General features: G+C 55.0%; 22 protein-coding genes and 1 pseudogene. 5 read left to right on the top strand and 18 right to left on the bottom strand.

The window, feature by feature from the left end; translation table 11 throughout:
- Positions 1-6 precede the first annotated feature (6 nt).
- Together AB4N43_RS05545 and AB4N43_RS05540 are read left to right on the top strand one after the other, a co-directional pair.
- The gene (locus tag AB4N43_RS05545; RefSeq protein ID WP_027921348.1) at positions 7-249 is read left to right on the top strand and encodes a hypothetical protein; all 243 of its coding nucleotides are present in this window, start codon (positions 7-9) and stop codon (positions 247-249) included.
- Between the two features lie 210 nt (positions 250-459).
- A complete protein-coding gene (locus tag AB4N43_RS05540) occupies positions 460-1,047 on the top strand; it encodes a hypothetical protein (protein ID WP_460153452.1) in 588 nt (195 codons plus the stop codon).
- A gap of 321 nt (positions 1,048-1,368) precedes the next feature.
- On the opposite strand, the gene AB4N43_RS05535 is transcribed toward AB4N43_RS05540, so the two are convergent.
- The 14 genes and pseudogenes from AB4N43_RS05535 to AB4N43_RS05470 all read right to left on the bottom strand — a co-directional run bounded on the left by AB4N43_RS05535 (position 1,369) and on the right by AB4N43_RS05470 (position 15,337).
- Positions 1,369-1,638, bottom strand: a complete 270-nt coding sequence (locus tag AB4N43_RS05535; RefSeq protein ID WP_027921346.1) for a hypothetical protein — start codon at positions 1,636-1,638, stop codon at positions 1,369-1,371.
- A 17-nt stretch (positions 1,639-1,655) separates the two neighbouring features.
- A complete protein-coding gene (locus AB4N43_RS05530; RefSeq protein WP_460153450.1) occupies positions 1,656-1,931 on the bottom strand; it encodes a DUF6124 family protein in 276 nt (91 codons plus the stop codon).
- 691 nt (positions 1,932-2,622) lie between these two features.
- Positions 2,623-2,685: a hypothetical protein gene (locus AB4N43_RS05525; protein ID WP_460154200.1), complete on the bottom strand. Its 63-nt coding sequence runs from the start codon at positions 2,683-2,685 to the stop codon at positions 2,623-2,625.
- 144 nt (positions 2,686-2,829) lie between these two features.
- Complete coding sequence (locus tag AB4N43_RS05520; RefSeq protein WP_081743841.1) at positions 2,830-3,333, bottom strand: DUF2247 family protein; 504 nt, start codon at positions 3,331-3,333, stop codon at positions 2,830-2,832.
- Positions 3,334-4,345: 1,012 nt separating this feature from the next.
- Positions 4,346-4,579, bottom strand: coding sequence for a hypothetical protein (locus AB4N43_RS05515; protein WP_460153448.1), 234 nt, complete (start codon positions 4,577-4,579; stop codon positions 4,346-4,348).
- A 435-nt stretch (positions 4,580-5,014) separates the two neighbouring features.
- Positions 5,015-5,329 carry a hypothetical protein gene (locus AB4N43_RS05510; protein ID WP_460153446.1) on the bottom strand — a complete coding sequence of 105 codons (315 nt, stop codon included), beginning with the start codon at positions 5,327-5,329 and terminating at the stop codon, positions 5,015-5,017.
- A 160-nt stretch (positions 5,330-5,489) separates the two neighbouring features.
- The gene (locus AB4N43_RS05505; RefSeq protein ID WP_460153444.1) at positions 5,490-5,960 is read right to left on the bottom strand and encodes a hypothetical protein; all 471 of its coding nucleotides are present in this window, start codon (positions 5,958-5,960) and stop codon (positions 5,490-5,492) included.
- Positions 5,957-6,223 (bottom strand): hypothetical protein, encoded by a 267-nt coding sequence (locus tag AB4N43_RS05500; RefSeq protein WP_460153442.1) that lies wholly within the window; start codon positions 6,221-6,223, stop codon positions 5,957-5,959. The genes AB4N43_RS05505 and AB4N43_RS05500 overlap by 4 nt, the downstream gene beginning before the upstream one ends.
- Before the next feature lie 28 nt (positions 6,224-6,251).
- Positions 6,252-6,485: pseudogene (locus tag AB4N43_RS05495) on the bottom strand (hypothetical protein); the annotation flags it as partial.
- 202 nt (positions 6,486-6,687) lie between these two features.
- A complete protein-coding gene (locus AB4N43_RS05490) occupies positions 6,688-7,113 on the bottom strand; it encodes a hypothetical protein (RefSeq protein WP_460153441.1) in 426 nt (141 codons plus the stop codon).
- Positions 7,110-11,921 carry an RHS repeat-associated core domain-containing protein gene (locus AB4N43_RS05485; RefSeq protein WP_460153439.1) on the bottom strand — a complete coding sequence of 1,604 codons (4,812 nt, stop codon included), beginning with the start codon at positions 11,919-11,921 and terminating at the stop codon, positions 7,110-7,112. The genes AB4N43_RS05490 and AB4N43_RS05485 overlap by 4 nt, the downstream gene beginning before the upstream one ends.
- Positions 11,918-12,703 carry a DUF4123 domain-containing protein gene (locus tag AB4N43_RS05480; RefSeq protein ID WP_460153438.1) on the bottom strand — a complete coding sequence of 262 codons (786 nt, stop codon included), beginning with the start codon at positions 12,701-12,703 and terminating at the stop codon, positions 11,918-11,920. The genes AB4N43_RS05485 and AB4N43_RS05480 overlap by 4 nt, the downstream gene beginning before the upstream one ends.
- Complete coding sequence (locus tag AB4N43_RS05475; protein WP_460153436.1) at positions 12,648-14,690, bottom strand: type VI secretion system Vgr family protein; 2,043 nt, start codon at positions 14,688-14,690, stop codon at positions 12,648-12,650. The genes AB4N43_RS05480 and AB4N43_RS05475 overlap by 56 nt, the downstream gene beginning before the upstream one ends.
- Before the next feature lie 131 nt (positions 14,691-14,821).
- Entirely contained in the window at positions 14,822-15,337 is a 516-nt protein-coding gene (locus tag AB4N43_RS05470) for an Hcp family type VI secretion system effector (protein WP_007948242.1), read from the bottom strand.
- A 416-nt stretch (positions 15,338-15,753) separates the two neighbouring features.
- On the opposite strand from AB4N43_RS05470, the gene AB4N43_RS05465 reads away from it, so the two are divergent.
- Positions 15,754-16,431, top strand: a complete 678-nt coding sequence (locus AB4N43_RS05465) for a type 1 glutamine amidotransferase domain-containing protein (protein ID WP_059181102.1) — start codon at positions 15,754-15,756, stop codon at positions 16,429-16,431.
- 49 nt (positions 16,432-16,480) lie between these two features.
- On the opposite strand, the gene hglS is transcribed toward AB4N43_RS05465, so the two are convergent.
- From hglS to AB4N43_RS05450, 3 genes are all read right to left on the bottom strand, one after another.
- Positions 16,481-17,866, bottom strand: coding sequence for a 2-oxoadipate dioxygenase/decarboxylase HglS (gene hglS / locus AB4N43_RS05460; protein ID WP_027925203.1), 1,386 nt, complete (start codon positions 17,864-17,866; stop codon positions 16,481-16,483).
- Between the two features lie 178 nt (positions 17,867-18,044).
- Positions 18,045-18,992 (bottom strand): alpha/beta fold hydrolase, encoded by a 948-nt coding sequence (locus AB4N43_RS05455; protein ID WP_027925204.1) that lies wholly within the window; start codon positions 18,990-18,992, stop codon positions 18,045-18,047.
- A 22-nt stretch (positions 18,993-19,014) separates the two neighbouring features.
- Positions 19,015-20,469, bottom strand: coding sequence for a flavin-containing monooxygenase (locus AB4N43_RS05450; RefSeq protein ID WP_059181101.1), 1,455 nt, complete (start codon positions 20,467-20,469; stop codon positions 19,015-19,017).
- Between the two features lie 192 nt (positions 20,470-20,661).
- On the opposite strand from AB4N43_RS05450, the gene AB4N43_RS05445 reads away from it, so the two are divergent.
- Both AB4N43_RS05445 and AB4N43_RS05440 read left to right on the top strand, forming a co-directional pair.
- Positions 20,662-21,732, top strand: coding sequence for a diguanylate cyclase (locus AB4N43_RS05445; protein ID WP_027925206.1), 1,071 nt, complete (start codon positions 20,662-20,664; stop codon positions 21,730-21,732).
- Positions 21,733-21,849: 117 nt separating this feature from the next.
- Positions 21,850-23,085, top strand: coding sequence for a M20/M25/M40 family metallo-hydrolase (locus AB4N43_RS05440; RefSeq protein ID WP_460153432.1), 1,236 nt, complete (start codon positions 21,850-21,852; stop codon positions 23,083-23,085).
- 122 nt (positions 23,086-23,207) lie between these two features.
- Here the strand turns inward: AB4N43_RS05440 and AB4N43_RS05435 are convergent, their stop codons facing one another.
- Complete coding sequence (locus AB4N43_RS05435) at positions 23,208-24,077, bottom strand: isocitrate lyase/PEP mutase family protein (RefSeq protein WP_027925208.1); 870 nt, start codon at positions 24,075-24,077, stop codon at positions 23,208-23,210.
- Positions 24,078-24,124: the final 47 nt, after the last annotated feature.

Here is a 24,124-nt window from a genome sequence, read left to right as displayed (position 1 = left end):
CCCACCATGAGCGACGACCTCAAACCGCCAGACCTTGCCTCATGGCAGCGCCTGTTCGACGACAAAGCCTACTGGCAACAATCCCCCGACGCCCATTACGCCGAACTGCTGCGGGTGGCCGACGACTTGCTGGGGCAGGGCGCCATCGACCTCCAGCAGTGGCAAGACTTGAAGGCCAGGGCCGAGCAATCTCACAAAGACTCGCCGGCCGTGAACGTCGCCCAGGAAGTCGATGATCCTGAAGCCTGAGGCGGCCCCAACGAACGAGAAAGTGATGCCTTACAAGACACTTGGCTGACTTGGCGCAAGGAAAGTGGAAAAAGCACCGACCACAACGAGCCCACTGGGCAAGAAACTGCAAAAACTCTTTGAAGAGCGTCTATGCTCATTTGCACACATCGCGCTGACGCCTGTGCCAGAGCGGTCTGCTGCCCTTTATTACCAAGGAATGTATCGCCTATGAAACTCCATGCACTGACCAAAGCCATCACCCTTGCTACCTTGCTGTCCGCTGTCAGCCTCGGCGCCATGGCTGCCGATATCCCGCTGGCTGGCGTCGTGTTAGAGGATCAGACCACCGCCACCGTCGTCTCGGTCGACACCGCAAACCATCAAGTCGTGCTCAAAGGGCCTGAAGGTAAAGAAGTTTCTGTACAACTGACCGACAAGGCGAAAAACCTTGGCAACTTGAAAGCCGGCGATCAAGTCGATATCAAAGTCATTCACGCCGAAGGGGTCGTCTTCAATACCGACGTCTCGAAGGCCCTGCCAGGCTCCGCCGAACGCACGGGCGACGTTCGCGCAGCGCCAGGTTCCGCCAAACCGGCTGGTGAAGCTTACCGCCAGGTTGAAGTTCAGCTGAAAATCACCCACATCGACCTGAAGAAAAACCAGGTAACCTTCGAAGGTCCGAAGGGTAAATCCAAAACGGTTGACATCGTAAGACCGGAAGTTCAAGCCAAACTCAAAGACCTGAAAGTCGGTCAAACCGTTGTCGTCACCTACACAGACATCCTGCAAGTGCATACTCACACCCCTAAAAGCTGAGTATTGACTCTATAAAATGATTGTTCTTGTATAAGTTTTTTGTACAAGAACAATCAGTTTTAATGTTCTAGGTGGTGAGTTTTGGTGGCGGTTTAAATAGTATTGCAACCGACATTTTGTTAAACATTGTGTTTGAAAATTTCATGTTCGCTAAGCGGACATATTCGAAAACTTCTATTAAAATGCCCCCGTTCGCCCAGTGTCACGGCTCTTTACCAGTGCATGGAATGCCGAGGCCATCGCACTGGGCGGACACCTTCCTTTGAAGTGTTGGCAATGAATATATATATAAAACGGGCGATCGTATGATCGCCCGTTTTTTTATGCGGTGTGTTTTTGTAAGCGTCGGCCAATAACGTCCAGCAAATCGCAGCCGTCGCGCAGTGGAATTGCAATTACCCGGGCTAAGTCCTGAAGTAGCGCGTTGTCGGCTTTGAGCGAATCACCCAAGGATAGAGTTTCCACCAGTTGGGTGACGCTGCGGATTCGGTAGGCGGCTGTGTCGTGCAACACATCGAGGGGCGCTTCCGTATCAATCAGCAGGGAAGGGATCAGGCAGTCGATGCCGGTGATGGGCATGTATCGAGCCATGGGTGAACCTCCTTCTCTCAAGATTGGGTGCTTTGGGGGGCTTCGGATGCGTCGCCAGGAGGGTCGAGATTGTCCAGCGCACGGTTTACCAACAATTCACCCACTACCGCCAGCTGCTGGATTGATAGCGCGAGGCTGCGGTTTGAACCTTCGAGTTTGCAGGCCCGGTCGGTGGTGAGGACGTGGCTGATGGGGTCGGGGGTGTTCGGATCTCGGAGGCGGGCGCTGATGGTGCGTTGGGTAGCTTGGCTGAGATCGATTGGGTCGACGGAATCGGGTGGACATTTTTTCATGGTGAAGCTCCTGTAGGGACGGAGCCGCAAAGCGGCATTTGCATGCCTTGATCGTGTTCGGTCTGTCAAAACCGGTCGCTGAGGTTGCAGCGGCTGGGGGAGGTTATCTGGGGGAGTGGGGGAATGAAAAGGGACGGAATGAAAAGCAGTGAAAAGGGGACGGATTTATTTTCTTGCATGAAAAGCGTAAAAATAAATCTGTCCCCTTTGTTGTCCTTTGTTTTGAAATCCATTTTATGCTTTTGATTATCATGTGTTGCCACTTGGATGTTGTATTTTTTACTCCTGAATAGCATCGGAGTCTTTATCGTTCAGGTATACCGAGGGGCCGCAAAGTAAAGGGGATTTTGTTGTGAACTCGATCATTGAGTTTTTGTTTGATGCTTGGATTGTGAATATGTTTTCTTTTTTTGTAATTGTTATATTTAATTTTTCTGTTGTAGGTATATTTTTGATCAGGGCGTTTTTGATATCGCCACAGTTTAATCCGATTCGACATGTGTTGAAGTGGGTCTTTTTTCATTTTGTAGGAGGTGCGTCAGGGAGTTCTTCTATATCAAATTCCATTATTATCATTGGTCTGCTGTTATCAATATTTAAAGCAAAAAGCTCAATAGTTCCGATCGCTATGGGTGTCGTGAAAATCTGGTTAAAAAAATGCTGCCGTCAATATCATTCCAGAATTCCATAATTACTCCTTGAAGTAGAAGTGATCTTTTGCACCTGGGATTTTACCCGTTCTGGTGTTTTCAATCGGTCGTAGATTAAAGTGAGCAATGAAAAGGGGACGGATTTATTTTCTTTCGTAAAAATAAATCCGTCCCCTTTTTTTACTTTTTTTACTTTTTTTACTTTTACACGTTTTTTACAACTCCCGAAAACAGAGTGGAGTCACTTTCTACAAAGGCTTTCTATTTTGATTACTAAAAAAACTATTGTAATCTGATAAAGCTTTTTCCCAGTTTTTGAATAGCTGATCCTCAGATCCTTCGATGCCTTCTGAGGCCGGCATGTATCTAATTAGAGGTGAAAGTTCCTCTGGGTAATCGAAGTCTGAATATATCTGCTCCACTATATTTAATGGGTCGCTGTAGCTATCTTTATTATCAAACAAAAATGAAAGCAGTAAAAAAATCCATGGTTTTGCTTTGTCTGTTTCAATAGCTGGTTCGTTGGTAGCAAGTCCGCGGAGTAAATCGAGTGTCAAGTAGCTTTCTTTCGGTAATAAAGACGCAAGGCTAATGGCCTCTTGTGAAGATTTTTCAGTTAAACCCTCGCAAGCGAATTCAGATACTCCCTTTTCGTTTATGAAGCTGTGTTCCAGTCCATAAAGAAGCTCACTCCAGTTTAGCCAGGGTGCGTGTGCATATACGTAGGAGCCGTCAAGTAATAAGTCTTTCATACGTTGCCTACTTTGGCATTCTCGATGGTATTTGGTTTGGTGTGCCAGTAATTCTGCCCTCTGGTATGAATCTCTGGTGTGTTAATTGCAATTTCGAGTTCACAATCCATTCGAAGACTCCGCGTTTATCGCTCATTGTCCCTTCGAGTTGAGTAAGCGTATTGCTTGTGCCATCCCCTCCCTTGAGCGGGAATACTCTTCCTCTGTCAGGAATCTGATCAACGACATAGCTAGGAGCTCTATGCATTGGATCTTCTTTTAAAGCGCTGCCTATCGGTTCCGCGGCTTTTATTTCTTGTGCAGCATACCCAGCACGCTGTCTCTCAAAAAGTGCCACGTTGTGGGCCGAGTTGTCCCGGCGAAAAGGGGACGGATTTATTTTATTTCGTAAAAATAAATCTGTCCCCTTTGTTTTTCCTACGCTTCAAGCATGAAGGATTCTATTTTTTCAATAAATGCCTTTTTGTTTTTTGTTCTGAACTCTTCTAGGAATATTTCGGAATTTTTTATGGGTTTTCCTTTGTTGTCATATTTTATTGTTAAAAAATCAATCACAAACTCTCCTTCGGGATCTCCTTCTGGTTCGACCCTTGAGTCGAAGCAGTGACCTGTGCTGCGACGTACCCCCCCCCCCTAATAAAACTGCGCTACTAAACCAGCCTGTGGTTTGTGGTGTTAGTTCAACTTCGAATAAATTGTTGATTGTGATTGTCCACCCGCTGGGGACGCGGATCGGATGGAGTTTGTATTTCAGTTCGGTATTCATTTTACTTGATTTTTCCCATGTATTTTTGAACCTGTTCAGGTGAGGCTGGGAAGCTGTGTATTACTGGTTCCCCAGCTTTCGTTAATTCTATTCTCACCCAGTGGGTCAAATCACCATTGTTGTAGCCAACAGGAGTATTTGATCGATAAAACATGCGGCGAAAAGGGGGCGGATTTATTTTATTTCGTAAAAGTGAAAAGGGGACGGATTTATTTTCTTTCGTAAAAATAAATCCGTCCCCTTTTTTCACGTCCCATTTTTTTCATACATGTACAAAAGGTCGTCGATCAGCTTTAGCTCCTGCTGCGTGCACTGGACCTTGTTGTACCATCTAATGTTCTGAAGCACACCTCTGATCGGAACCTGCCGCGAAGGATTCTGAACAATTTCGATCAGACGGTCGTAATCGGGATCGTTTCCCTTGAGGTATTTTTCAATCAGTTCTTTGAGCGCTACGCGCGCGTCTAGATCGGTTAGCACTGTTACTTCTCCGGCAAGACAGTGACCTCATCCACTTTGATGATAGTGGTAGTACCTGGTTTCGGAATGAGTTATCGCCCACCACCTGTACCTTAGCCAGCATACGCTTTCGTGAAGCGTTCCAGATGCGGACTTTTACCATCAAGCTAATATGGTACTTTTACGGTTGGCACGTCGTCCTTATAGAGTTGCAGCGTGTCGAACTTCAATCGCAGGCAACCATCACTCCATGCAGGGGCGGGGCAGCACTACGGCCATCAAGCAGATTTGGTATCCATGTGGCGATTCAGTGGTTGCAGAGAACTCTGAATAATAGGGTAAATGTAGGGAGCCATTCCGGTCTGTGAGATGGTTTCAATCCCCGCGCGTGCTGCGGGGACTACTTTCCATAAGCTAGGAGCTACTGATAAAGTCCCGCAGAAGAATCCAGGGCGTTCAACAATTCCTGAGCTGGAATAGCGTACTGACCGAGGTTCGCCATATCCAGCCCCCCCAGTCTTGATCATCATCAATTTCCAATATCAGCAAATCAATTTTTTTGAGCTGGAAGAAACTGATGATGTCGCGAATCTCTTTCTCGCGTTGCACGTGATCATTTCCATAGAGCCCACCGGCATAGAAGAAGCCCTTATCACCCATGGCAAGTTTCTTCTGAGAGCCAATAAGGGACATTTTGAAGCGTTGGTGAAGAAATGTCGTGGCTTCCACATCACTCGTCGGTGATGCCGCTGCAATGCTTATTTTGGTCATGGTTTAAAAGCCCTCAGAGATCAGAGGGTTAAGGGGTTTGCCCATGGTGTCTTTCTGGTAGTTACCATCGTGCCACCTGTAGAGGTGTCATCGGCGACGTCGCGCACGCGGAGCGTGGTTAGCCCTGTCCTATTTTATTTGTTTTTATTTATTTAAATCTTTAAAGGGATTCGAGCTCGGTAGTGCAACCAAGTTTTTTCAGCCTTTGGATTTCTTGTTCGGATGTGTAGTTTGGCAGGTCTTTATTTTGTTTGTCATACTCGTTCCTTAGAAGTCTAAATAGCTTGCCTGTTTTTTCTTTTGTTTTACTGTCGATACTGTTAATAAGGTCATAGTTGTCGGCAGATAAAAACTCAAACTTGTGCTTTATTACGTAATAGGCTGTGATGTTCGAAAGTAATCCTGCCGCGTCTTCGTAATTTTCGCCGAGGTACTTTGCATACTCTTCAAATATATTTGTCAGTAAGCTTCGTGCTGCGCTTTGCGTTTTAAGTACGCCGCACATTTCCTGCCAGTTGCTGACATAAAGATGATCGCCCCAATCAGATCCCCTCGCGAAGTAAATGCCGTTTCCCTTGAAAAAATCGGCGATTTCATGCTGATCTAGAGCCGTTTCGAAAGTGGTTTTCATTGAAGCTTTTTCCAGTCATCAAAATTTTTCAACAACGTTCCCACGTCACTATTATGGGAAACGCTCTCTGATCCGATCAGAGCAGCTTCTTTTGTCCCACTTTTGGTTGCCCCGCCAGGAACCCATTCGTTCGGGTACGCACCATTTTCTTTTCCATTAGGCATTTCATAGCGGAATCTTGGGTCGTCAGGCTTGATTTTAACGATATATATGCCCTCGCCCTCTAGAGTTTTTGCGCCAAGGTTTAGCTCGCTATTTAGCACCCGCCAATCGTTGTCGGCAGCTCGGTATTTCGTCGCCGAACTCCGTTTTCTTTAGCAACTGGTCTTTGAGGTCGTATTCATAAGCGGTACGACGACCGTCGAAGCCGGTTTCCTGCTGGATTAGGCCGTTAGAGTAGTAATCGAGTTGGTAGTGTTCGCCACGTTCGTTTTCGATCTCACTGAGCAGTAGGCGCGCATTGTCGTAGCGATAGCGCAGTTGGCTACTATCCGGATTGATACGACGGCTGACTAGATGCAGGTTTACGACTTAGCTCAAAAAGCGGTCCCTTCCATTTTGTCTTAAGTAGTGCAACTGAAGCTGTTGAGGAACCGCATCCTTAATTATGTAATGAAGCGCCGCCTACTTTCGCTCTATCCAAATTCGACATGCCTTTAAACGAAAGAAGAAACTCTTTAGCCTTGACTGGAGACCGGCTAATGGGTGTCCCGTTTCATTAGGGTTTTTAGTTGTCTTTTTGGGCGTTGTAGGTTCGTAGCATTTCCTCTGAACCGTCCCAGTTCGGGGGCGTCTCCCAATTTTTATTTTTCTTTTGTCCAATTATTGCGCCAATAAATGTATTTTTTTCATCATAAAAAATGCGACCGTCCCAACTGGCACTGTCAATGAAACGCATTGATAGTATTGCGTCAGGCGCCATACTTGAAAGCGCATTTATAAGCTCTTCAAATCCAGGCATTACCGATGAAGTTGTGTTTGCAATTTCTTTTTGAGTGGTGAGTTCTTTTTTATACGCATCGCTAGTTTTTTTTATAATGTAATCGTTTTTAAAAATGAAACTTTCTTCAGTTGATTTTTTTAATAGTTGGGCCGATCTTATCCCGCCGTCTGCGAGATGAAAATTCTGCTGTAACAAATCTAATATATTCATGGCTTAAACACCTCGATATCCCCGCTGCGGGGTCCTTTCAAGAGAACTTCTTGCTCCCCCCAACGATCTTCCGAATACTGCCATGACCACTTATCTCCTTCTTTTGGGGCGCCAATTTTAACTCTCAGAATAAGTCCATCCTCTTTCGCAAATTGCCTGGCGATATCAGGTGATCTTGTCCATGAAGTATAGGGGCTGTCTCCCGAGTGTCCTCCATAATTGTGATCGTCAGGATTTACTACGCCATCAATTTTTCCGGGAGTTACCTTTCCGGAAAATGCGTCATTTTCGGCAGGATGGCCCTTATGAACACCGCGATACAGATATCCTTCCTCTGGAGTGCTTGGGAGACGAGGAAGACTCTCGTAGTCCGTTTCGCGAGATTGGTTTGATTGCTTCTCATCAGGACCGTCGCACGGTTCGCAGCTCAACCCTAATGGATCCACCCATCCTGTAGGGTTAGGCACGTACTGGTAGTTGTTCAACCCGCCTGCAAGCTTGATCGGATCCGGCGTCAGATACCGTCCAGTGCCAGGATTGTAGTAGCGATGCCGGTTGTAATGTAAGCCCGTTTCCGCATCGAAGTACTGACCCTGGAAGCGCAGCGGGTTGTCGATTTCCTCAACGTCGAGAGTGGCGAGGTTGCCATACGCGCGGTATTTCGCCGACCACATGATTTCGCCGCTGTAGTCGGTGAGTTCCTGTGGGGTGCCGAGGTGGTCGAGTTGGTAGTAGAACGGCTCGGCTTTGAGTGGGCCTTCACCGTCGAGCATCGCCAAAGGTCGGAAGGAGCCCGGCTCGTAGATGTAGCTGCGATAGCGGTTATTGGCGCTTTCGGCGATGAGGCGTTCCCCTTGCCACAGGAACTCTGTGGTTTGGCCGTTGACGGTTTTGGCGATACGGCGGCCGAAGGCGTCGTACTTGTAGCTTGCGATGCTGCCGCTGGGGAGGCTGACACCGATGAGGCGGTGTTGGCAGTCGTAGCGGTATTCGGTGACGAGCTTTTGCCCGGTGCCGCGGCGCTCACGGCTCAAATTGCCATAGGCGTCGTAGTCGTAATGTCGATCACCCTGCATCAGCAGGCGGTTACCTTTGACGTTGGCCAGGCTTGCAGCCTGCTGATCACCTTGGCCGAGCAGGTTGCCTGCCGGGTCATGGGCGAAACTTTCCGGCGTGGTGCCACGAACGTTGATCAGCCGGTCGAGCGGGTCGTAATGATAGCTACGATTGCCTTTTCGGCTGTCATCGATGCCGGCGAGGTTACCGTTGGCATCGTAAGCGTAGCGACGCTGGAACAGGTTGCGATCCTGCTGGTTGACGCTGTGAGCTTGCAGGCGGCCTTGTTCATCGTATTGGTATTGGCTGAGCAACAGACCCTGTTGACGCTGCTGTTCGCGACCTGCGCTGAACTGGTGAGTGGTCAGGCGTGAACCGTTGAGGTCGATGCTGCTCAGTTGACCGCCTCGTTGATGGCGATAATCAAGCTTGCTGCCGTCCGGGAGGCGACAGTGGCTCAGTTGGCCTACGGTGTCGTACTCGTAACGCAGGGTTCCCCAACCTTGGTGCTCGGTGATCAGGCGGTCTTGCAGGTCGTATTCGTAGGCCAGCGGCCAGTTTCCATCATCAACGTTCACCAGGCGCCCGAGGGCGTCGTAGCTGTAGTGAATTTCCTCGCCATCGGCCAGGGTTTTCACCAGCAAGCGGCCAGCGGCATCGCGCTGATATCCGGTAATCAGTTCGCTACCGTCATCACCGAATTCGGTTTTCTTGAGCAATTGGCCGTTGAGGTCGTACTCGTAGGCAGTACGGCGACCATCAAAGCCGGTTTCCTGCTGGATCAGGCCGTTCGGGTAGTAATCGAGGTGGTAGTGCTCGCCACGTTCGTTTTCGATCTCGCTAAGCAGCAGACGCGCGTTGTCGTAGCGATAGCGCAACTGGCTGCCGTCCGGGTTGATGCGGCGGCTGACCAGGTGCAGGTTATCGGCATATTCGTAGCGGGTGACTCGGCCCGACTCATCGCGCTGGGCGGTTACGCGGCCGTATGGGTTGTAAGTGAACGCGCGCGTGGCGCCACCGGGCAGGGTGATTTGCGTAAGCCGGTTGGCAGCATCCCATTGGTAGTGGGTGATTGCGCCGCTTTCGTCCTGACGGGTGATCTGCCGGCCCAACGCGTCGTAGCGGTACTTGCGCTGGCCACCATCGGGCAACTGTTCTTCGAGCAGTTGCCCGAGGTTGTTCCAGCCCAGTTGATGACGACTGCCATCCGGATGACGGATTTCTAGAAGACGGCCCTGGCGGTCATAGTTGTAGTGGGTTGAATTACCGTCCGGGTCAATTTGTTCGGTGATATCGCCTTGGTCGTTGCGCCAATATATCCACTTCGCCGGGCCACGATTCACCACACGAACGTAGCCATGGTAGTACTCGTAGGAGGTTGGGGCGTCTTCTGGTGGAATGACCGCGACCAGTCGGCCTGCTTCGTTGTATTGGTATTCGGTAACGGTGCCGAGTGGATCTTTCTCGGCGATCAAGCGACCCTTGTCGTCGTAGGCCTTGAGGTGTTCCGCGCCGTCCGGGTCGACCTTGGCAACCAGTCGTGCCTTATCGTCGTGGGTGTAGACCTCTTCGCTGCCGTCAGCATTGGTAACCGTGACGCTGCCTTTGTCATCCCAGGCGTAATGCGCGTCCATTTGCGAGAAGCTTGCCCAGTGATGGATGCAGCGCGCCGATTTACCTTCTCTTTCCCATTCCCAGTAGAAAATGGCGCCACCGGCGAGTTGCCGCTCAAGAATGACATTCTGGTCGTTGTAGGCATAACGCTCGGCTTCGCCGGCGGCGTTTTTGGCTTCGATCAGGCGGTGTTGGGCGTCGTAACTGTAGGTGACCAGGGTCTGGATGGTGCTCCAGGCGTCTTCCAGATTGTCAGCCGGGATGAACTGCTGGTAGTCGATGGCGACGATGTGCTTGCGGTCGTATCGCACGAGGAGGGCCCGACCGGCGCCGTTATCGACGCGTTTGATTCGCCCGTGAATGTCACGGGTGATGTGCAGGCGATTGCCGTAGTTGTCGCTGATGGCGATCAGCGTGGCGCCCTTGCTGTTGTAGCGAAAGTGGTAGAACTGGGCACGTTCTCCGGCCTGGGTGAGGATCAGTTCAGAGGGATCATCACCAAGGAAAATCGCTGCTTCCGACAGGCTATTGGTGATCGCTGGACGCTGCACACTCGGTAACGGGAACGTGGTGATACGGTTTTCGTGGTCGGTCCAGACCACCTCTTCATCTTTGACGTCCACCCGCTGGGCAAGTGCGTGGCTCCAACCGTAGCCGAGGCCGCAATCAATTTCCGCAGCGCTGGTGCGGTAAAGGCGAGTCCACTCGAAAGGTAGCAGCCCATCAAGCTGACCATCAGTCAGCGTCAGTAGCTCTTCACCGGTAACCATGGAAACCGGGCAATTGTTAGTACAGGTTTTCTTGGCGCAGGTTGAGCTTTTTTCGTCGGGTGTTTTTGACTGGGCCGGAGCGTCGCTGACCTTCTCCTTTGGCTCCAGAACGTAGTGTTTTTTTGCTTTCTTACGAGCAAATACGGAGGCGTTTTTTTCCAGCAAGGTAGGGGTGTCGCTGGTGATCGGAACCGGACCTTTGGCCGTAGCTGCGGTCGTTTGTTCGATTTTCAACGCGGCCTTTTTGGCGGTGTTCATCGGTACGCCTTGCGCACTGGCGACAAGAGGTTTCACGGTTTCGCCGTGAGCCTTCAAGGCGTGACCCTTACTCGCGGCCAAGAGTGTTTCCGCGAGCTCCTCTAGCATTTTTACCGCTGTGCCAGATTTGACCTTAGCCAAGGTTTTTGTGCCAACACGAATTGCCAGCCCTAGGCCGCCAGATAGACAGATACCCAGCACCACGTTGATCAGAAAGGATGCGCCGATGGCCGTAATCACTTCCACGCAAACTTGCGGCGGCAGCATGCCAACCCACGCGATAATGGCGGAGAGGTAGATGAACATCAGCGGTTCGTCGCTGAGAATCAGCAGTCCGGTGGCAATGGCTTCTTTCGACGCTGAGTAGAGTTTTTTGACTTCTTCCTCACTCAGGTACTGAAGAAGTTTTTTCACGTTTTTCAGAGGGTCGGCTAAGAGCTCGAACAGGCTCTTGATGTCATCCCAGACACCTAGAAGCGCTTTCTCAAGACTATCAAGTGCAGATTGCATCAGTATGAGTGAGCGACCCGCCCGGTCTGTCGCTGAGTAGCTCGCCCACTGCGGCTGGAACTTACTCGACCACTCGCTTTTCAACCAGCCGTCAAGATTGCCGATAACACCTTGGTATGACGCATACAGTGCTTTGACGTTGCTTTCAGAAACGTTAGGGAAAAAAGTAATCCGGTACATCTGCCCCGGTTTGCAGCCTTTGATGACTTCAATGCCGCTCGGGCCGATAGTCGCAGGAATCACTGGACCGACGACGTCGTATCCGAACATCGCTTTTTTGACCGGTTCTAGCTTAACCGGTGTATTGCCGATGGGCACGTACCGAGCGCTCTCAAACATATGGATGAGGGTGAAATCACCCATCAACGGGCAGGTGGCATAAGTTTCAACCGGCCCTGTCTTGGTCTTGCGCTCAGTAACGCTGACTTCGTTGCCCACCTTGAACTTCTGATCTACGTCCATTGCCCAGCCAGTCCAGAAACCGTCGGCCCAGGTCTTGTATTCGGTCAGGCAATTATTGAAGTCCTTGAGAATGACATTCACGTCAGGGGTCTTGGCGTCGAGAACTCGAATAACCAAATTGCCGATGGGATCAATCATGACGTGACTTCCTTTGTCAGCTCAGCAGCCAGACGCTCTGCCATATCTTCTGTATTGGATTGTTGGCGCACGAAGCGCTCGACTTTGTGGCGCAGATTACTTTCGGGGAAGGCGAAGAACAGTTCCGGGCAGTCCTCTCCCAACCACTGCATCAAATTGTCGACGACGGTGGTGTGATCTTTCTCTGCCAGCGTATCGACTAACGTCTTCGGCACTTCCCACCATGGCCAGGCTTTGGCCGGTGGCACGCCCCTCGCTCCCACTTCCAGCGTCTGGCCATTCATCAAGTAGCGGTCGAACACCGGCAAAACTTCACCTGCCCCGGCACCGAGTCCTTCGAGAATCGGGAAGATGTGTCGTCCATCCCAGAACCGGAAAAACACTTCGGTCCCATCGGGCATAAATACCTGAGTCAAACTGCGAAGGTGTTCAAACACAACGTTCGGGGGGCTGGTGGACACCGCTAGCCAACCCCAATCCTGAGCATCGGTTTCGGCGATCCACTGAAGAAAACCAGCGTTGGGTTTCAGTTCGGCGAGGTAGGGCATGACGGGCTGCCAATCGGCGTAAGGCGTGCCGCTCCAGATGGGAATCAGTTCCGGAGCCATGTCTTGCTGGTAGTAGGCCTTGAGCGCTTCAGCATCGCTGGCGGCGCTAACGATCAAGTACAACCGTTCACCGGTCTGCAACGGCTGCTCAGCCAACCAAGCCTGCGGAGTCAAAAGATCAGATCGCACAAGCACCTGCCTTGCATTTTTCACACTCTTCACAGAACGGCGCATTGCGTTTCAACGTATTGATCTGCGCCGGGGTCAGGACCGCACCCGCCTTATCCGCATCCGCCTGTTTCAACGCGCCGGGCATCAGCGGTGCCGCGCCAGTGCCGTTCCCCGGGCTGCCGCCGGAGTTCATGTTGATCACCGGCCCGCTTAGGGTCACGCCGCTGGCATCGATCTTGATGAAGCTGCCACCCCCGATGAGGGTCAGTTCACTGCCCGCTTCCAACACGACTTTCATGCCGCTGCTCAGGTGAATCTCCTGTCCAGCGTCGATGAATTGCCCGGTACCAATCTTGATGTGCTGATTCACGCCCACGGTCAGGTGGTCGTTGGCGCGGGCTTCGACTTTGCGATCGGCATAAACCGTGTGGTGTTCTTCGGCCTTGAATTCGCTGTAGCTGTTTTGCTCGACAGTGTCATGGCGTTCGTTGCCGACGCGGATTTTCTGGTCGTGTTCGACGTTTTCGTCCCAGTCGCGCTGGGCGTGCAGGAAGATTTGTTCCTGGCCCTTTTTGTCTTCGATGCGCAGTTCGTTGAAACCGCCGCCACCGGGGGAACTCAGGGTCTTGAAGGTGCTGCGGGTCTTGTTCGCCGGCAGTGGGTACGGGACGACGTTTTCCTTGTGGTACAGGCAGCCGCTGATCAGCGGTTGGTCGGGGTCGCCTTCGAGGAAGGTGACGAGCACTTCCATGCCGATGCGCGGGATGGCGATGCCGCCGTAGTGGGCGCCGGCCCAGGCAGAGGAGACGCGCAGCCAGCAGCTGGTCTTGTCATCGGCCTGGCCTTCGCGGTCCCAGTGAAATTGCACTTTGACGCGACCGTACTGGTCGCAGTGGATTTCTTCACCTTTGGGGCCGGTGACCACGGCGCTCTGGCTGCCGAGGATCCGTGGCTTGGGATGATGCAGCGGCGGGCGGTTCGGCACGTCCCACGGGGTGGCTTGAAAGCGGTTGCGGTAGCCCTGGTGGAAATCGTCTTTGAGGTTGGTTGTGCTGCTGGTGACCGATTCTTCCAGCACTTGCGGCTGTTTGCCTTCGTGGAGGATTTCGGTGAGCAGCCACAGGTCGTTCCATTTGGCTTTCGGGTGTTGGGTCAGGGCCAGGAAGTGGCCGCTGACCAGTATCGGCTGATCGCTTTTGCCTTCGGCGAGCTGGAAGTCGCTGCGGTGACGTTCGAGGGCGCGTTTGGCCAGGTGCTTGCCGCGTTCGCGGTCGAGGAAGCGGCCGGGGTAGTCGTAGTCTTCGAGGTCGGGCAGGGCGTCGCCACGGTTTTCGCTTCCGAGGGTCAAGCGTGGTTTTTCGAAGTCGTAGTCGCGGCGGGTGGTGCGGCTGGTGCGGGTTTCCAGGCGCAGGTCGAAGCGCTTGATCACCGGGTCGTTGGCGACCATGCCGGAGTCTTGCTGATAGGCCACAGGCGCGAGTTTCGGGAACACCGTCTGGTCATCGCCGAACACCAGCTTGTGGGCCGTGGCGCTGTGCTGGAAGTGGTAGTGGATACCTTCTTCTTCGCACAGGCGCTGGATGAATTGCAGGTCCGATTCATCGTACTGAACGCAGTAGAGGCGTTCGGGATAAATCGCCCCGACTTTGAATTCGTAGGCGTTGCTCTGGATGCCATGCTCTTCGAGGACTTTGCCGATGATTTTCGGCACGCTGAGGTTCTGGAAGATGCGCTGGTTGATGCGGTGCGCCAGGTAGGACAGTTGCGGGCGCAGGGTCACCGCGTAGCGGGTCAGGCGTTTGCCGGAATCACCCTGGGCGGCACGGTAGATCTGGCCGTGAATGCCGCTGCCGTCCGGCGAGAGCTGCAAGAAGGCCGGTTTGTGCAGCAGGGTTTCGAGGTCCAGGGACGGCTGTTCACTGACCAGCTCCACCTCAAACACGAACGGTTGGCTGATCGCCTCCCGGCCTTGCAAGGACAGCACCTGCAAATCGCTGGAGAGACCTTCGATGGTCAGGGCAAAGTGAGTCTGATTGGCCGGCGCGAACATCCCTTGTTCCTCGTGCAGTGCTGCGGCGTGCGCCAATGGCCGAAAAGGCCTCGGCAGACGCAAAAATTCTGGAAGGGCGAAAACAACATCGACCAGCAGAGCTGGCCGATGCTTGAGACGGTCGGCCTGATTTAGGCGACCGGCAGACGCCAGTCATCGGAACCCGAAGTACCGGAAACTTCGTGGGTCCAGGTGATTTTGCGGTAGGTGAACTGCACTTCTTCCAGGTGCGTGAAGTGCGAGTTCGACGGGTCCTGGCAGTTGTGCATTTTGTTGTTGATGGCGACGATGATGGCGTCTTCCAGTTTGGTGGTGTAGTAGTGCTCTTGGGTACCTTGAGCCGAAGTGCGGTACCACTGGATAACGATTTCGCTCATGCGCTCGCCGGAAGTCAGAGCGGCTTGCAGCAGTGGCGAGGACTTGTCGTAGACCTTGGTGATGACCACAGGCTTGTGAACGCGCTGACCGGTTGGCTGGCCGGATTGCGGGTCACGCGGGATGATCACGTCGTGGCTGAAAGCCTGAACCATGACCTGGTCTTCGTGGCCTTCCTGGTAGGTGTTGCCAACCGAATCGGCGGTGAACGCGCCGGCGGTGATCAGACCTTGTTTTTCGCCAGTGACGGACATGTACGCTGGTGTAGCCATGGGTGTGCTCCTTGCTAAAAATTTTGGGGTGCCCGGGAGGCGTGTATCGCCCGGTGGGTGCCTGACTGTTATCAAGGTCCGTGCCAGAAGCGGTTAACGTTATATAAATCAGTGGGTTGAGTCGGTTTTATAACGATGGAAAAGATTTTCATCTTGGAACCCAAAGGAATGTGCGCAAGAACTTGCACACCACTGCGCAACTTCTTGCGCACTCGGCTGGAGAGCCTGACAGGCCGGGCGATCAGCCGCAAGGAAGGACATTTTTGGAGGATGAGTGCGCAACTTCTTGCGCATAACGGCCTTGCGCCACCCGTCAACGGCGCCTGACATCCGGTGCAACGAATGGGCCGGCCGCAGGGTCCATAAAAACAGCGCCGTCGAGCGTCCGAACAACCCTGAAACGGAGTGAGAACGACATGAAAATCCTGATGGTTTTAACGTCCCACGATCAATTGGGTGATACCGGCAAGAAAACCGGCTTCTGGCTGGAAGAATTCGCCGCTCCGTATTTCACCTTCAAGGACGCCGGTGCTCAGCTGACCCTGGCCTCGCCCAAGGGTGGCCAACCGCCGCTGGACCCGAAAAGCGACGAGCCCGACTTTCAAACAGAAGCCACCCATCGTTTTCGCAAAGATTCCGCCGCCCAAGCGGCGCTGGCATCTACGGCGGTGCTGAGCACCGTGAGGCCGGAGGATTACGACGCCGTGTTTTATCCCGGCGGTCATGGTCCGCTGTGGGATTTGGCCGAAGACCGCTATTCGATTGCGCTGATCGAAGCGTTTATCAAGGCCGGCAAACCGGTCGCGGCGGTCTGTCATGCGCCGGGTGTGTTGCGTCACGTCAAAGGCACGGACGGCCAGCCGTTGGTCAAAGGCAAGCGCGTGACGGGGTTTACCAACTCGGAGGAAGAAGCGGTGCAACTGACAAAGGTCGTGCCGTTTCTGGTGGAAGACATGCTGAAGGAGAAGGGCGGGATTTATTCCAAGGGTGATGACTGGGCGAGCTATGTGGTTGAGGACGGGTTGCTGATCACCGGTCAGAACCCGGCGTCTTCGCAGGCGGGTGCTGAAGCGTTGTTGGCGAAGCTCCGCTAAACCCGCAGCCGCTGGCGCACGTTGCGCCAGCGGCTACATGGGGTGTGTCTCAGATGGCATGCCCCAATGTGGCATAGCATTCTTCTACCGAGCGCCGCTGCGTCTCGGCATACAACCCCAGCTCATCAATCGTTAATCGTCCCAGCGCCTGTTCAAACGCCTGTTGATTCGAATGCTCGCCATAGTGGGTTTGCGCCGCGTCTCCCAGGTTCGACTGGAAAATCCCCGCCGCACTCACCGGCAGAAAGTCCTCATACACCAGCGGTTCGACCCGCAGATACCCGCCGTCCAGCAAATCCTCCAGCGACAACGATTCCAGCTTGTCCGCCTGCAGGCCTTTTTCCGTCACGAAGTAGCGAAAGTACGCCAGTTCCTGTCGGCGCATGCCTTCGTACGTGTCAGGGAATTCGCCAAAGTGCTGGGTCATCAGCGCGTTGTAGCGTGCGGCATTGGCTTCATTGGGGAAGTCTTTCAACTCGTCCCGAGCGGCGTTGAGCAAACGGTCGTACAACGCCCGTCCCTTGGGTGTCAGCGCGGCGCCACGCTGCTCGATTTCACCGAAACGCGCGCTGTGGCTGCCACGGGTTTCAGCTTGATCGGTGAATGCAACCGGCTCGTCCAGCGCTTTGAAACTGGTCTGGCGCAGCAGGATCGGGCACTGCCGGCGGGGCGGGCCTTCGACCACCGCTTTAGGGGTGATGCCGTGGGCAGGCATCTGCGCCTGGACGATGTCGATGTCCAGCGTGCGCGGGGTCAGGTGGTTGATGTGCGGGCCTTTGAAGGCCACGACGTCAGCGATCAGGCGATGCTGGTGGCTGAGTTTCTGGTATTGCTCGGCGGTAACCGTGGCGCTGTGGTGCCAGCGGAAGGTTTCCAGCGCCTGTTCGACGAACTGCTGCGCTTCTTGTTCGGTAAGGCCGCCCTCGGTTTCCGCACGTTCGATCAGGGTCAGCGCTGCCGGGGTGAAGATCTGGCGTTTGTCCAGCACCGACTGGGCGAAGGCCCGCAGGTCCAGGTCTTCGATCAGTTCCAGGCGCAGCAGTGAGGTGAATACGCGGAAGGGGCTGACCTGCAACGCGTCTTCATGCACCGCGCGAAACGCCGTGGAATGAACCGGCACGCCGGCCGGGGTCAGGTCGTAATAACCCACCGGTTGCATGCCCATCACGGCGAACAAACGGGCGAGCGTGGCCAGTTCTGCGGCGGTGCCGACGCGGATTGCACCGTGACGTTCCAGATCCAGGCGTTCGATTTCGCCGGTGCTGTTCAGCTGACGGGCGATCTGCGGGTCGTTGTCCAGCACGTATTGGTTAGTCTGCTCCACTAACTCCATGAGTGCGCCGTACAGGGGCACTTCTTCGCGGTACATGTCGGACATCGCTTTGGAGAAGCGTTGACGGATCAGGTCAGGGCTGACGAAGGGTGACTGGCTCATGAAAGAAATTCCCGGCGCGGTGACGTAAAGGATGTGCGAAAAGATCGCAGCCTTCAGCGGCGCCGACAAACGAAGAATCTTACGGACTTCATTCTCCCCAGGACTGCTGCACTACCGCTCGTGTAGCCGCAGCCTCGCGTTGCTCGTCAGCGGCTAAGGGTCGCGTTAGAGGGTCGCGTTACAGGTGCGAGCGGCTTTCGGTGCGCAGCGATCCCAGGAACTCGCGATACAGACGTGCGGTATTGGCCGGCTGTTCGACCATTGGCATGTGCCCGACGTGGTCCCAGATATGCACCCGCAGATCGACGATGCCTTTGCTCCAGACGGCCACGCTGCTGACGTCGATCAAACGGTCCTTGTGCCCCCACAGCAGCAGCGCCGGGCATTTGATGTCAGCCAGTTTGGGTTCCATCGGCGGGCTGGCACGGAAGTCGTTGAAGATTTCTTCCAGCTCATCGCGACTTTGCTCATAGCGCTGGGCAACGGCGTCCAGCACCACGCCGGGCACCCACGGCGGTTCGGCCATGGTCATGGCGTAGAAACGCCGAAACTCTTCCCGCGAATGAATCAGAAAAGGGTTGTGCCCCTTGGCCAGGTGTCGCTCCAGATCACTGGCCTCGGGCGCAGTGACGCCGGCCGGGTCGATCAGCGCCACAGAAGCGATGCGGTCCGGGTAGGTGGCCGCCAGCCACGCCGCGATGTAGCCGCCCATGGAGTTGCCGATCACATGCACTTTCTCGACCCCGCAGACGTCGAGCAGCTGGATCATCCGCTTGGCCTGCAACGGGATGTCATAGCCGCCACCGGCCTTGAAGCCGGTTTCGCCATGGCCGGCAATGTCTGGAATGATCACCCGATGCGTACCGACAAAATGCCGGGCGAAGCGCAACCACAGGTTTTTATCGGCGCTGTAGCCGTGCAGCATCAGCACACTGCTGGACGCCTCATACGGCCCGCCTTGCCAGGTCGAGACGGTCATTTCGTTGATCGGCACGACGATCTTGTGCAGCCGATACAGCTTGGCTTCAATCGCCATGTTCCAGTCGTACAGCCAATAACCGATGGTCGGGTAGCTCAACCAGCTCCAGGCCACGATAACCGCGATAATGACGACCAATAGAAGCATCGGATGACTTCCTTAAACGTGATCAGGACAGAATGTGGTCGGCCGGTTTCAAGGCCCGGGTCAATCGGTGATAGCTGAAACTAAACCCCGGAAACATGGCGATCACATGACCGCTCTTGCTTTGATACCAGCTGTGACAGCCTCCAGACTTCCAAACGGTGCGCTCCATTTCCCTGTGGATCATTTCAGTGTAGGTACGTTCCGCTTCGGGGCGTACTTCAATGCTGCGTAAACCCTGTGCTTTTAACGTACGGATGCAGTCGAGGATGTAATTCATCTGCGATTCGATGATAAACAGCGCCGAGGTGTGGCCAATGCCGGTGTTGGGGCCGGTGACGATAAACAGGTTCGGGAAGTCCGGCAGGCTGGTGCCCAGATAGGCCCGCGGGTACTGCGCCCAGACGTCCTTGAGTCGTGTGCCGTGTTTGCCGGTGACGGGGTAGGAAATCACCCCGTCAGTGGCGTCGTAACCGGTGGACCAGACGATCAGGTCGAGGTCGATGTGCTGGCCGTCCTGAGTGACGATGCCGGTTTCATCGATGGACGCGATGCCCTGTTCGCGACTGTGCAACGTTACGTTGGGGCGGCTCAGCGCCGGGTAGTAGGTGCTGGAGACCAGCACGCGTTTGCAGCCGATGGTGAAGTCCGGAGTCAGTTTTTTGCGTAGTTCGGGGTCCGGCACCTGGCGCTTGAGAAAGCGCAAGGCCTGATGCTGAACCATGCGGATCGCCGGTTTCGAGTATTTGAAGGCAATCACGCGGGTTTCGAACTGCCAGTAGATCATCCAGCGCAGCAGTTTGTAGGCCGGTTTCAGGCCCAGCAGCCAACGCTGGAAAGGACCAAACGCGCGGTCAGCCCTCGGCAATACCCAGTGCGGCGTGCGCTGGAACACATGCAGGTGCGCGACGTCCGGGGCAATCGCCGGAATGACCTGCGCGGCGCTGGCACCGCTGCCGACGATGGCCACGCGTTTTTTCCGGTAATCGTAGGAATGGTCCCAGTTGTTGGTGTGAAAAGTCTTGCCCTGAAAGCGTTCCACGCCTTCGAAGTGCGGGACGACCGGTTGGCTCAACGGCCCCGTCGCGTTAATCAGAAACTGCGCGTAAAACGTGCCTTTGCTGCCGGTGTGCACGGCCCAGCGTTTGTTGGCGTCATCCCATTCGATGCGTTCGACATTGGCCTCCAGCTCGACCCTGTCGCGCAGGCCGAAGTGTTCCACCACGTACTGGGTGTAGTGGTGCAGTTCCGCCTGTTGGGCGAACATTTGCGTCCAGCGATAGGGCGCAAAGGACAGCGAATAAAGGGGCGAGGGCACATCCACTGCTGCGCCGGGGTAGGTGTTCTGGCACCAGGTGCCGCCAAAAAAGTCCCGCCGCTCCAGCAAGCGAAAATCGTCGATGCCGGCCTTGAGCAAATTGATCGCCGCGCACTGACCGCCAAAACCGCTGCCGATGATCAACACTTGAAAAGTCTGCATGGGCCTCCTTTTTTAGAGTTATTGATTGAACCCTCCCTTCATGTATAGCCAAACATTGGGGACTCGCCTCGTGGCAATACCCCGGTATTCAAGCCGCTCACCGGTGATGGCTATTTAACGTCGCCCTGATAGACTTCAAACGCACCTGCAAGCCCGGTGTAATCCGGTTCCGATGAGTGGCGCAGAGGCCCTATGGCAAAAGCGGGGAAAGGACTTTCATTAGCCAGGAGGCTTTATACATCGCGAACCCTGGGCCTGGCCTTGGGATTGTTGTGCGTGGGCGCGGCGATGTACCCGCTCGACCCGGCACCGTGGGTGTGGGGGCTGATGCTGTTCAACGGCGTGTTGTGGCCGCACGTTGCTTATCAGTGGGCACGTCGGGCCAAGGTGCCGTTTCACGCCGAGCACCGCAACATCCTGGTCGACGCCTTTCTCGGCGGTTTCTGGGTCGCGGCCATGCAGTTCAATCCACTGCCCAGCGTTGCAACGCTGTCGATGATGGCGATGAACAACGTCGCCATCGGCGGCATGCGATTCCTGTTGGTGGGCACCGTCGCGCAAATACTCGGGATGGGGGTGGGGTGGCTGGCGTTTACCCCCGCGTTCATTCCGTCGACAACACCGTTGCAGATGTTCGCCTGCATGCCGCTGCTGATCCTGTATCCCTTGGCGCTTGGCTGGATCTGCTTCCGTCAGGCCACCACCCTGGGTCAGCAAAAGCGCGAGTTGCTGGCCCTGAGCCGTACCGACAGCCTGACCGGCCTGCTGAACCATGGCGCCTGGAAGGATCAACTTGAAGTCGAATTCCAGCGCTGCCAACGCCTGCAGCAGGGCGGGGCGATTGCGCTGATCGACATCGACCATTTCAAAGCGATCAATGACACCTACGGCCACGTCGCCGGGGACATCGTGTTGCGCCAGTTGAGCAAAATGCTCAAGCAAAACCTGCGCGTCGCTGATGTGGCCGGGCGCTATGGCGGCGACGAGTTCTGCGTGATCCTGCCCGATATGCCGTTGAACAGCGCCGCTGCGACGATGGAGGCACTGCGCGACCGCTTTGCCACGTTGGGTTACGAGCAGAGTCCGGCGTTGAAAGTCAGTTTGAGTATTGGCCTGGCGTCTTTCAGTACGGCGCACACCGATGCGACGTTATGGCTCAACGATGCGGATCAGGCGTTGTATGAAGCCAAGACCACGGGCCGCAATCGCGTGATCTGCCGCACCAATGGCAAGCCCTATCGTGAACTGCTCGACCCGGTCTGACCCTTTACTGCAGGTTAATCTTCGGCCATGGATTATTGTGTGTCGCATTCGGTCTAGAGCCTTGCGTCGTAGTCAGGTAGGGTGTTTTTGACCCCGACACGAAACAAGGACCGATTCATGACGCTCAATCTCCCTCGCTCCCTTCTGGTCACCAGTCTGACCCTCGCCCTCGGCGCCTTCGCTCCTGCAGCCTTCGCCGAACCGCACAAACAAGTCCTCGCCGATTCCGAGCAATACAAGGGTGAAGCCCTGAAACTGCTGGAGCGGCTGGTCAACATCGACTCCGGATCCGGCTATGAGCCCGGCCTGACGCAAGTGCGCGACATCGCCATCGACGAGCTGAAAAAGCTCGGTGCGACCATTGAGCTGGTGCCCAACACACCCGACAAAAGCAGCCACGTGATTGCGACGCTGAAAGGCACCGGCAAGGCGAAAATCCTGCTGATGGCGCACATGGACACCGTCTTCAAGGAAGGCTCTGCCGCCGAGCGCCCGTTCCATATCAAGGACGGCCGCGCCTATGGGCCTGGCGTGATGGATGACAAGGGCGGCATCGTCGCCGGGATCTATGCGCTGAAAGTCCTGAAAAACCTCGACTTCAAGGACTACGCGCAGATCACGTTCCTGCTCGACGCCAGTGAAGAAACCGGCTCCGACGTCGCCACCGACCTGATCAAGAAAACCTCCAAGGCCCACGACGTGACCCTCAACCTCGAACCGGGTCGTCCGGCGGATGGTTTGGTGGTGTGGCGCAAAGGCAGTGCGACGGCGGTGGTGGAAGTCAAAGGAAAAGCCGCTCACGCCGGTGTCGCGCCGGAACTGGGGCGCAACGCTGCCATGGAAGCCGCGCATCAGATTCTACAACTCGGCAAGTTGGGTGATGAAGAGAAGAAAACCACCATCAATTTCACCGTGATCAAGGCCGGCGACCGGACCAACGTGATCCCGGACCAGGCCACGGCCAAGGCTGACGTGCGGGCGGCGGTACCGGAAGAATTCGACCGGATCGAGAAGGATCTGGCGCGGGTTTCCAAGGACAAGCTGATTGCGGATACCGAAGTCACCACCACCCTTCAGCGCGGATTACCGCCGATGCCGCAGACGGCGGAGTCGGATCGGTTGATGGCCATGGCGCAGGGGATTTACGGCGAAATTGGTCGCAAGTTGACCGAAGAAGGCAGCGGCGGGGCGGCGGATGCCAGTCTCTCGGCGGGTGTGGGTACGCCGACACTGGATGGGTTCGGGATTGTGGGCGGCAATATCCATACACCTGAAGAGTACGCGGAGGTAGAAAGCGTGGCGCCGCGGATTTATCTGTTGTCGCGGATGATTATGGAATTGACCAAGCAGTAATCCGCACCACTGATCGTTCCCACGCTCCGCTTCGGAATGCAGCCCTGGACGCTCCGCGTCCCTTCGAAGCCGAACGCGGAGCGTCCGTTGAGGCATTCCCACGCAGAGCATGGGAACAATCATCACTCCTTCACACGCATAAACTCTTCGGCCCAACGAATGTAGTCCTCAGGCTGCGTGTACGTATGCGTCAGCTCCGTCGCGCTCAAGTCGGACGCCTGGGTAAAGATCTGCCGCTGCTCGCGCAAGCTGTCGTACGTCGCCTTGATCGCCGCAAAGTAAGCACCATGCCCGTCAATGGTCACCCGCACGCCCAGTTCGGCCAGGCGTTTGTCGTCGCGCAGCGCCGGGTTGCCGTAGGTGACCAGCATCAGCGGCACGCTCAGGTGTTCGGCGATTTTTTCCAGTTGATCGAAGTCCTGCACGCCCACCATGCAGATCCCGTCTGCGCCGGCGGCTTGGTACTGCTGGGTGCGGCTGATGATTTCCTGGATCGGCAGAATGCCGGCGTTGGTGCGGGCGATGATGGCCATTTCCGAATCAACCCGGGCTTCCAGCGCGGCGCGGATCTTGCCGACGCCTTCTGCGACCCCGATCAGGTCGGTGGATTTGCGGCCGAATTGCGCCGGCAGCAAGGTGTCTTCAATAGTCAGGGCGGCGATGCCGGCGCGTTCAAGTTCGACGATGGTGCGCATCACGTTGAGCGCGTTGCCGTAGCCATGGTCGGCGTCGGCGATGACCGGTAGTTGCGCGACGCGGCCAATGCGCGTGGCCTGTTCGGCGAACTCGCTGAGGGTGATCAACGCAAAGTCGGGGGCGCCCAGCACCTGCAACGATGCGACGGAGCCGCCCAGAATTCCCACTTCAAAACCCAGGTCAGCGGCAATGCGGGCCGACATCGGGTCGAAGACCGAAGCCGTGTGATAGCAGGTGTTGGAAGCGAACAATTCGCGAAAGTTACGGCGCAAATCTTGATGGGAAAGCCTGGACATACGAGTTCCACCACTGCAATTGGAATGGAAGGGCTTGAGCAAAAGTG

Source organism: Pseudomonas sp. S2_B07, assembly GCF_054668435.1.
The sequence above is the reverse complement of the archived record's forward strand: the minus strand, read 5'-3'. Positions and strand labels throughout refer to the sequence as shown.

Bases quoted from the DNA above. Each gene is read 5' to 3' on its own strand.
- hglS (WP_027925203.1), bottom strand. From the start codon at position 17,866: ATGAGCCAGTCACCCTTCGTCAGCCCTGACCTGATCCGTCAACGCTTC.
- AB4N43_RS05450 (WP_059181101.1), bottom strand. From the start codon at position 20,469: ATGCAGACTTTTCAAGTGTTGATCATCGGCAGCGGTTTTGGCGGTCAG.
- AB4N43_RS05485 (WP_460153439.1), bottom strand. From the start codon at position 11,921: ATGATTGATCCCATCGGCAATTTGGTTATTCGAGTTCTCGACGCCAAG.
- AB4N43_RS05465 (WP_059181102.1), top strand. From the start codon at position 15,754: ATGAAAATCCTGATGGTTTTAACGTCCCACGATCAATTGGGTGATACC.
- AB4N43_RS05540 (WP_460153452.1), top strand. From the start codon at position 460: ATGAAACTCCATGCACTGACCAAAGCCATCACCCTTGCTACCTTGCTG.
- AB4N43_RS05435 (WP_027925208.1), bottom strand. From the start codon at position 24,077: ATGTCCAGGCTTTCCCATCAAGATTTGCGCCGTAACTTTCGCGAATTG.
- AB4N43_RS05520 (WP_081743841.1), bottom strand. From the start codon at position 3,333: ATGAAAGACTTATTACTTGACGGCTCCTACGTATATGCACACGCACCC.
- AB4N43_RS05455 (WP_027925204.1), bottom strand. From the start codon at position 18,992: ATGCTTCTATTGGTCGTCATTATCGCGGTTATCGTGGCCTGGAGCTGG.
- AB4N43_RS05510 (WP_460153446.1), bottom strand. From the start codon at position 5,329: ATGACCAAAATAAGCATTGCAGCGGCATCACCGACGAGTGATGTGGAA.
- AB4N43_RS05545 (WP_027921348.1), top strand. From the start codon at position 7: ATGAGCGACGACCTCAAACCGCCAGACCTTGCCTCATGGCAGCGCCTG.
- AB4N43_RS05480 (WP_460153438.1), bottom strand. From the start codon at position 12,703: ATGCGCCGTTCTGTGAAGAGTGTGAAAAATGCAAGGCAGGTGCTTGTG.
- AB4N43_RS05475 (WP_460153436.1), bottom strand. From the start codon at position 14,690: ATGTTCGCGCCGGCCAATCAGACTCACTTTGCCCTGACCATCGAAGGT.
- AB4N43_RS05535 (WP_027921346.1), bottom strand. From the start codon at position 1,638: ATGGCTCGATACATGCCCATCACCGGCATCGACTGCCTGATCCCTTCC.
- AB4N43_RS05440 (WP_460153432.1), top strand. From the start codon at position 21,850: ATGACGCTCAATCTCCCTCGCTCCCTTCTGGTCACCAGTCTGACCCTC.
- AB4N43_RS05445 (WP_027925206.1), top strand. From the start codon at position 20,662: ATGGCAAAAGCGGGGAAAGGACTTTCATTAGCCAGGAGGCTTTATACA.
- AB4N43_RS05490 (WP_460153441.1), bottom strand. From the start codon at position 7,113: ATGAATATATTAGATTTGTTACAGCAGAATTTTCATCTCGCAGACGGC.
- AB4N43_RS05530 (WP_460153450.1), bottom strand. From the start codon at position 1,931: ATGAAAAAATGTCCACCCGATTCCGTCGACCCAATCGATCTCAGCCAA.
- AB4N43_RS05505 (WP_460153444.1), bottom strand. From the start codon at position 5,960: ATGAAAACCACTTTCGAAACGGCTCTAGATCAGCATGAAATCGCCGAT.
- AB4N43_RS05470 (WP_007948242.1), bottom strand. From the start codon at position 15,337: ATGGCTACACCAGCGTACATGTCCGTCACTGGCGAAAAACAAGGTCTG.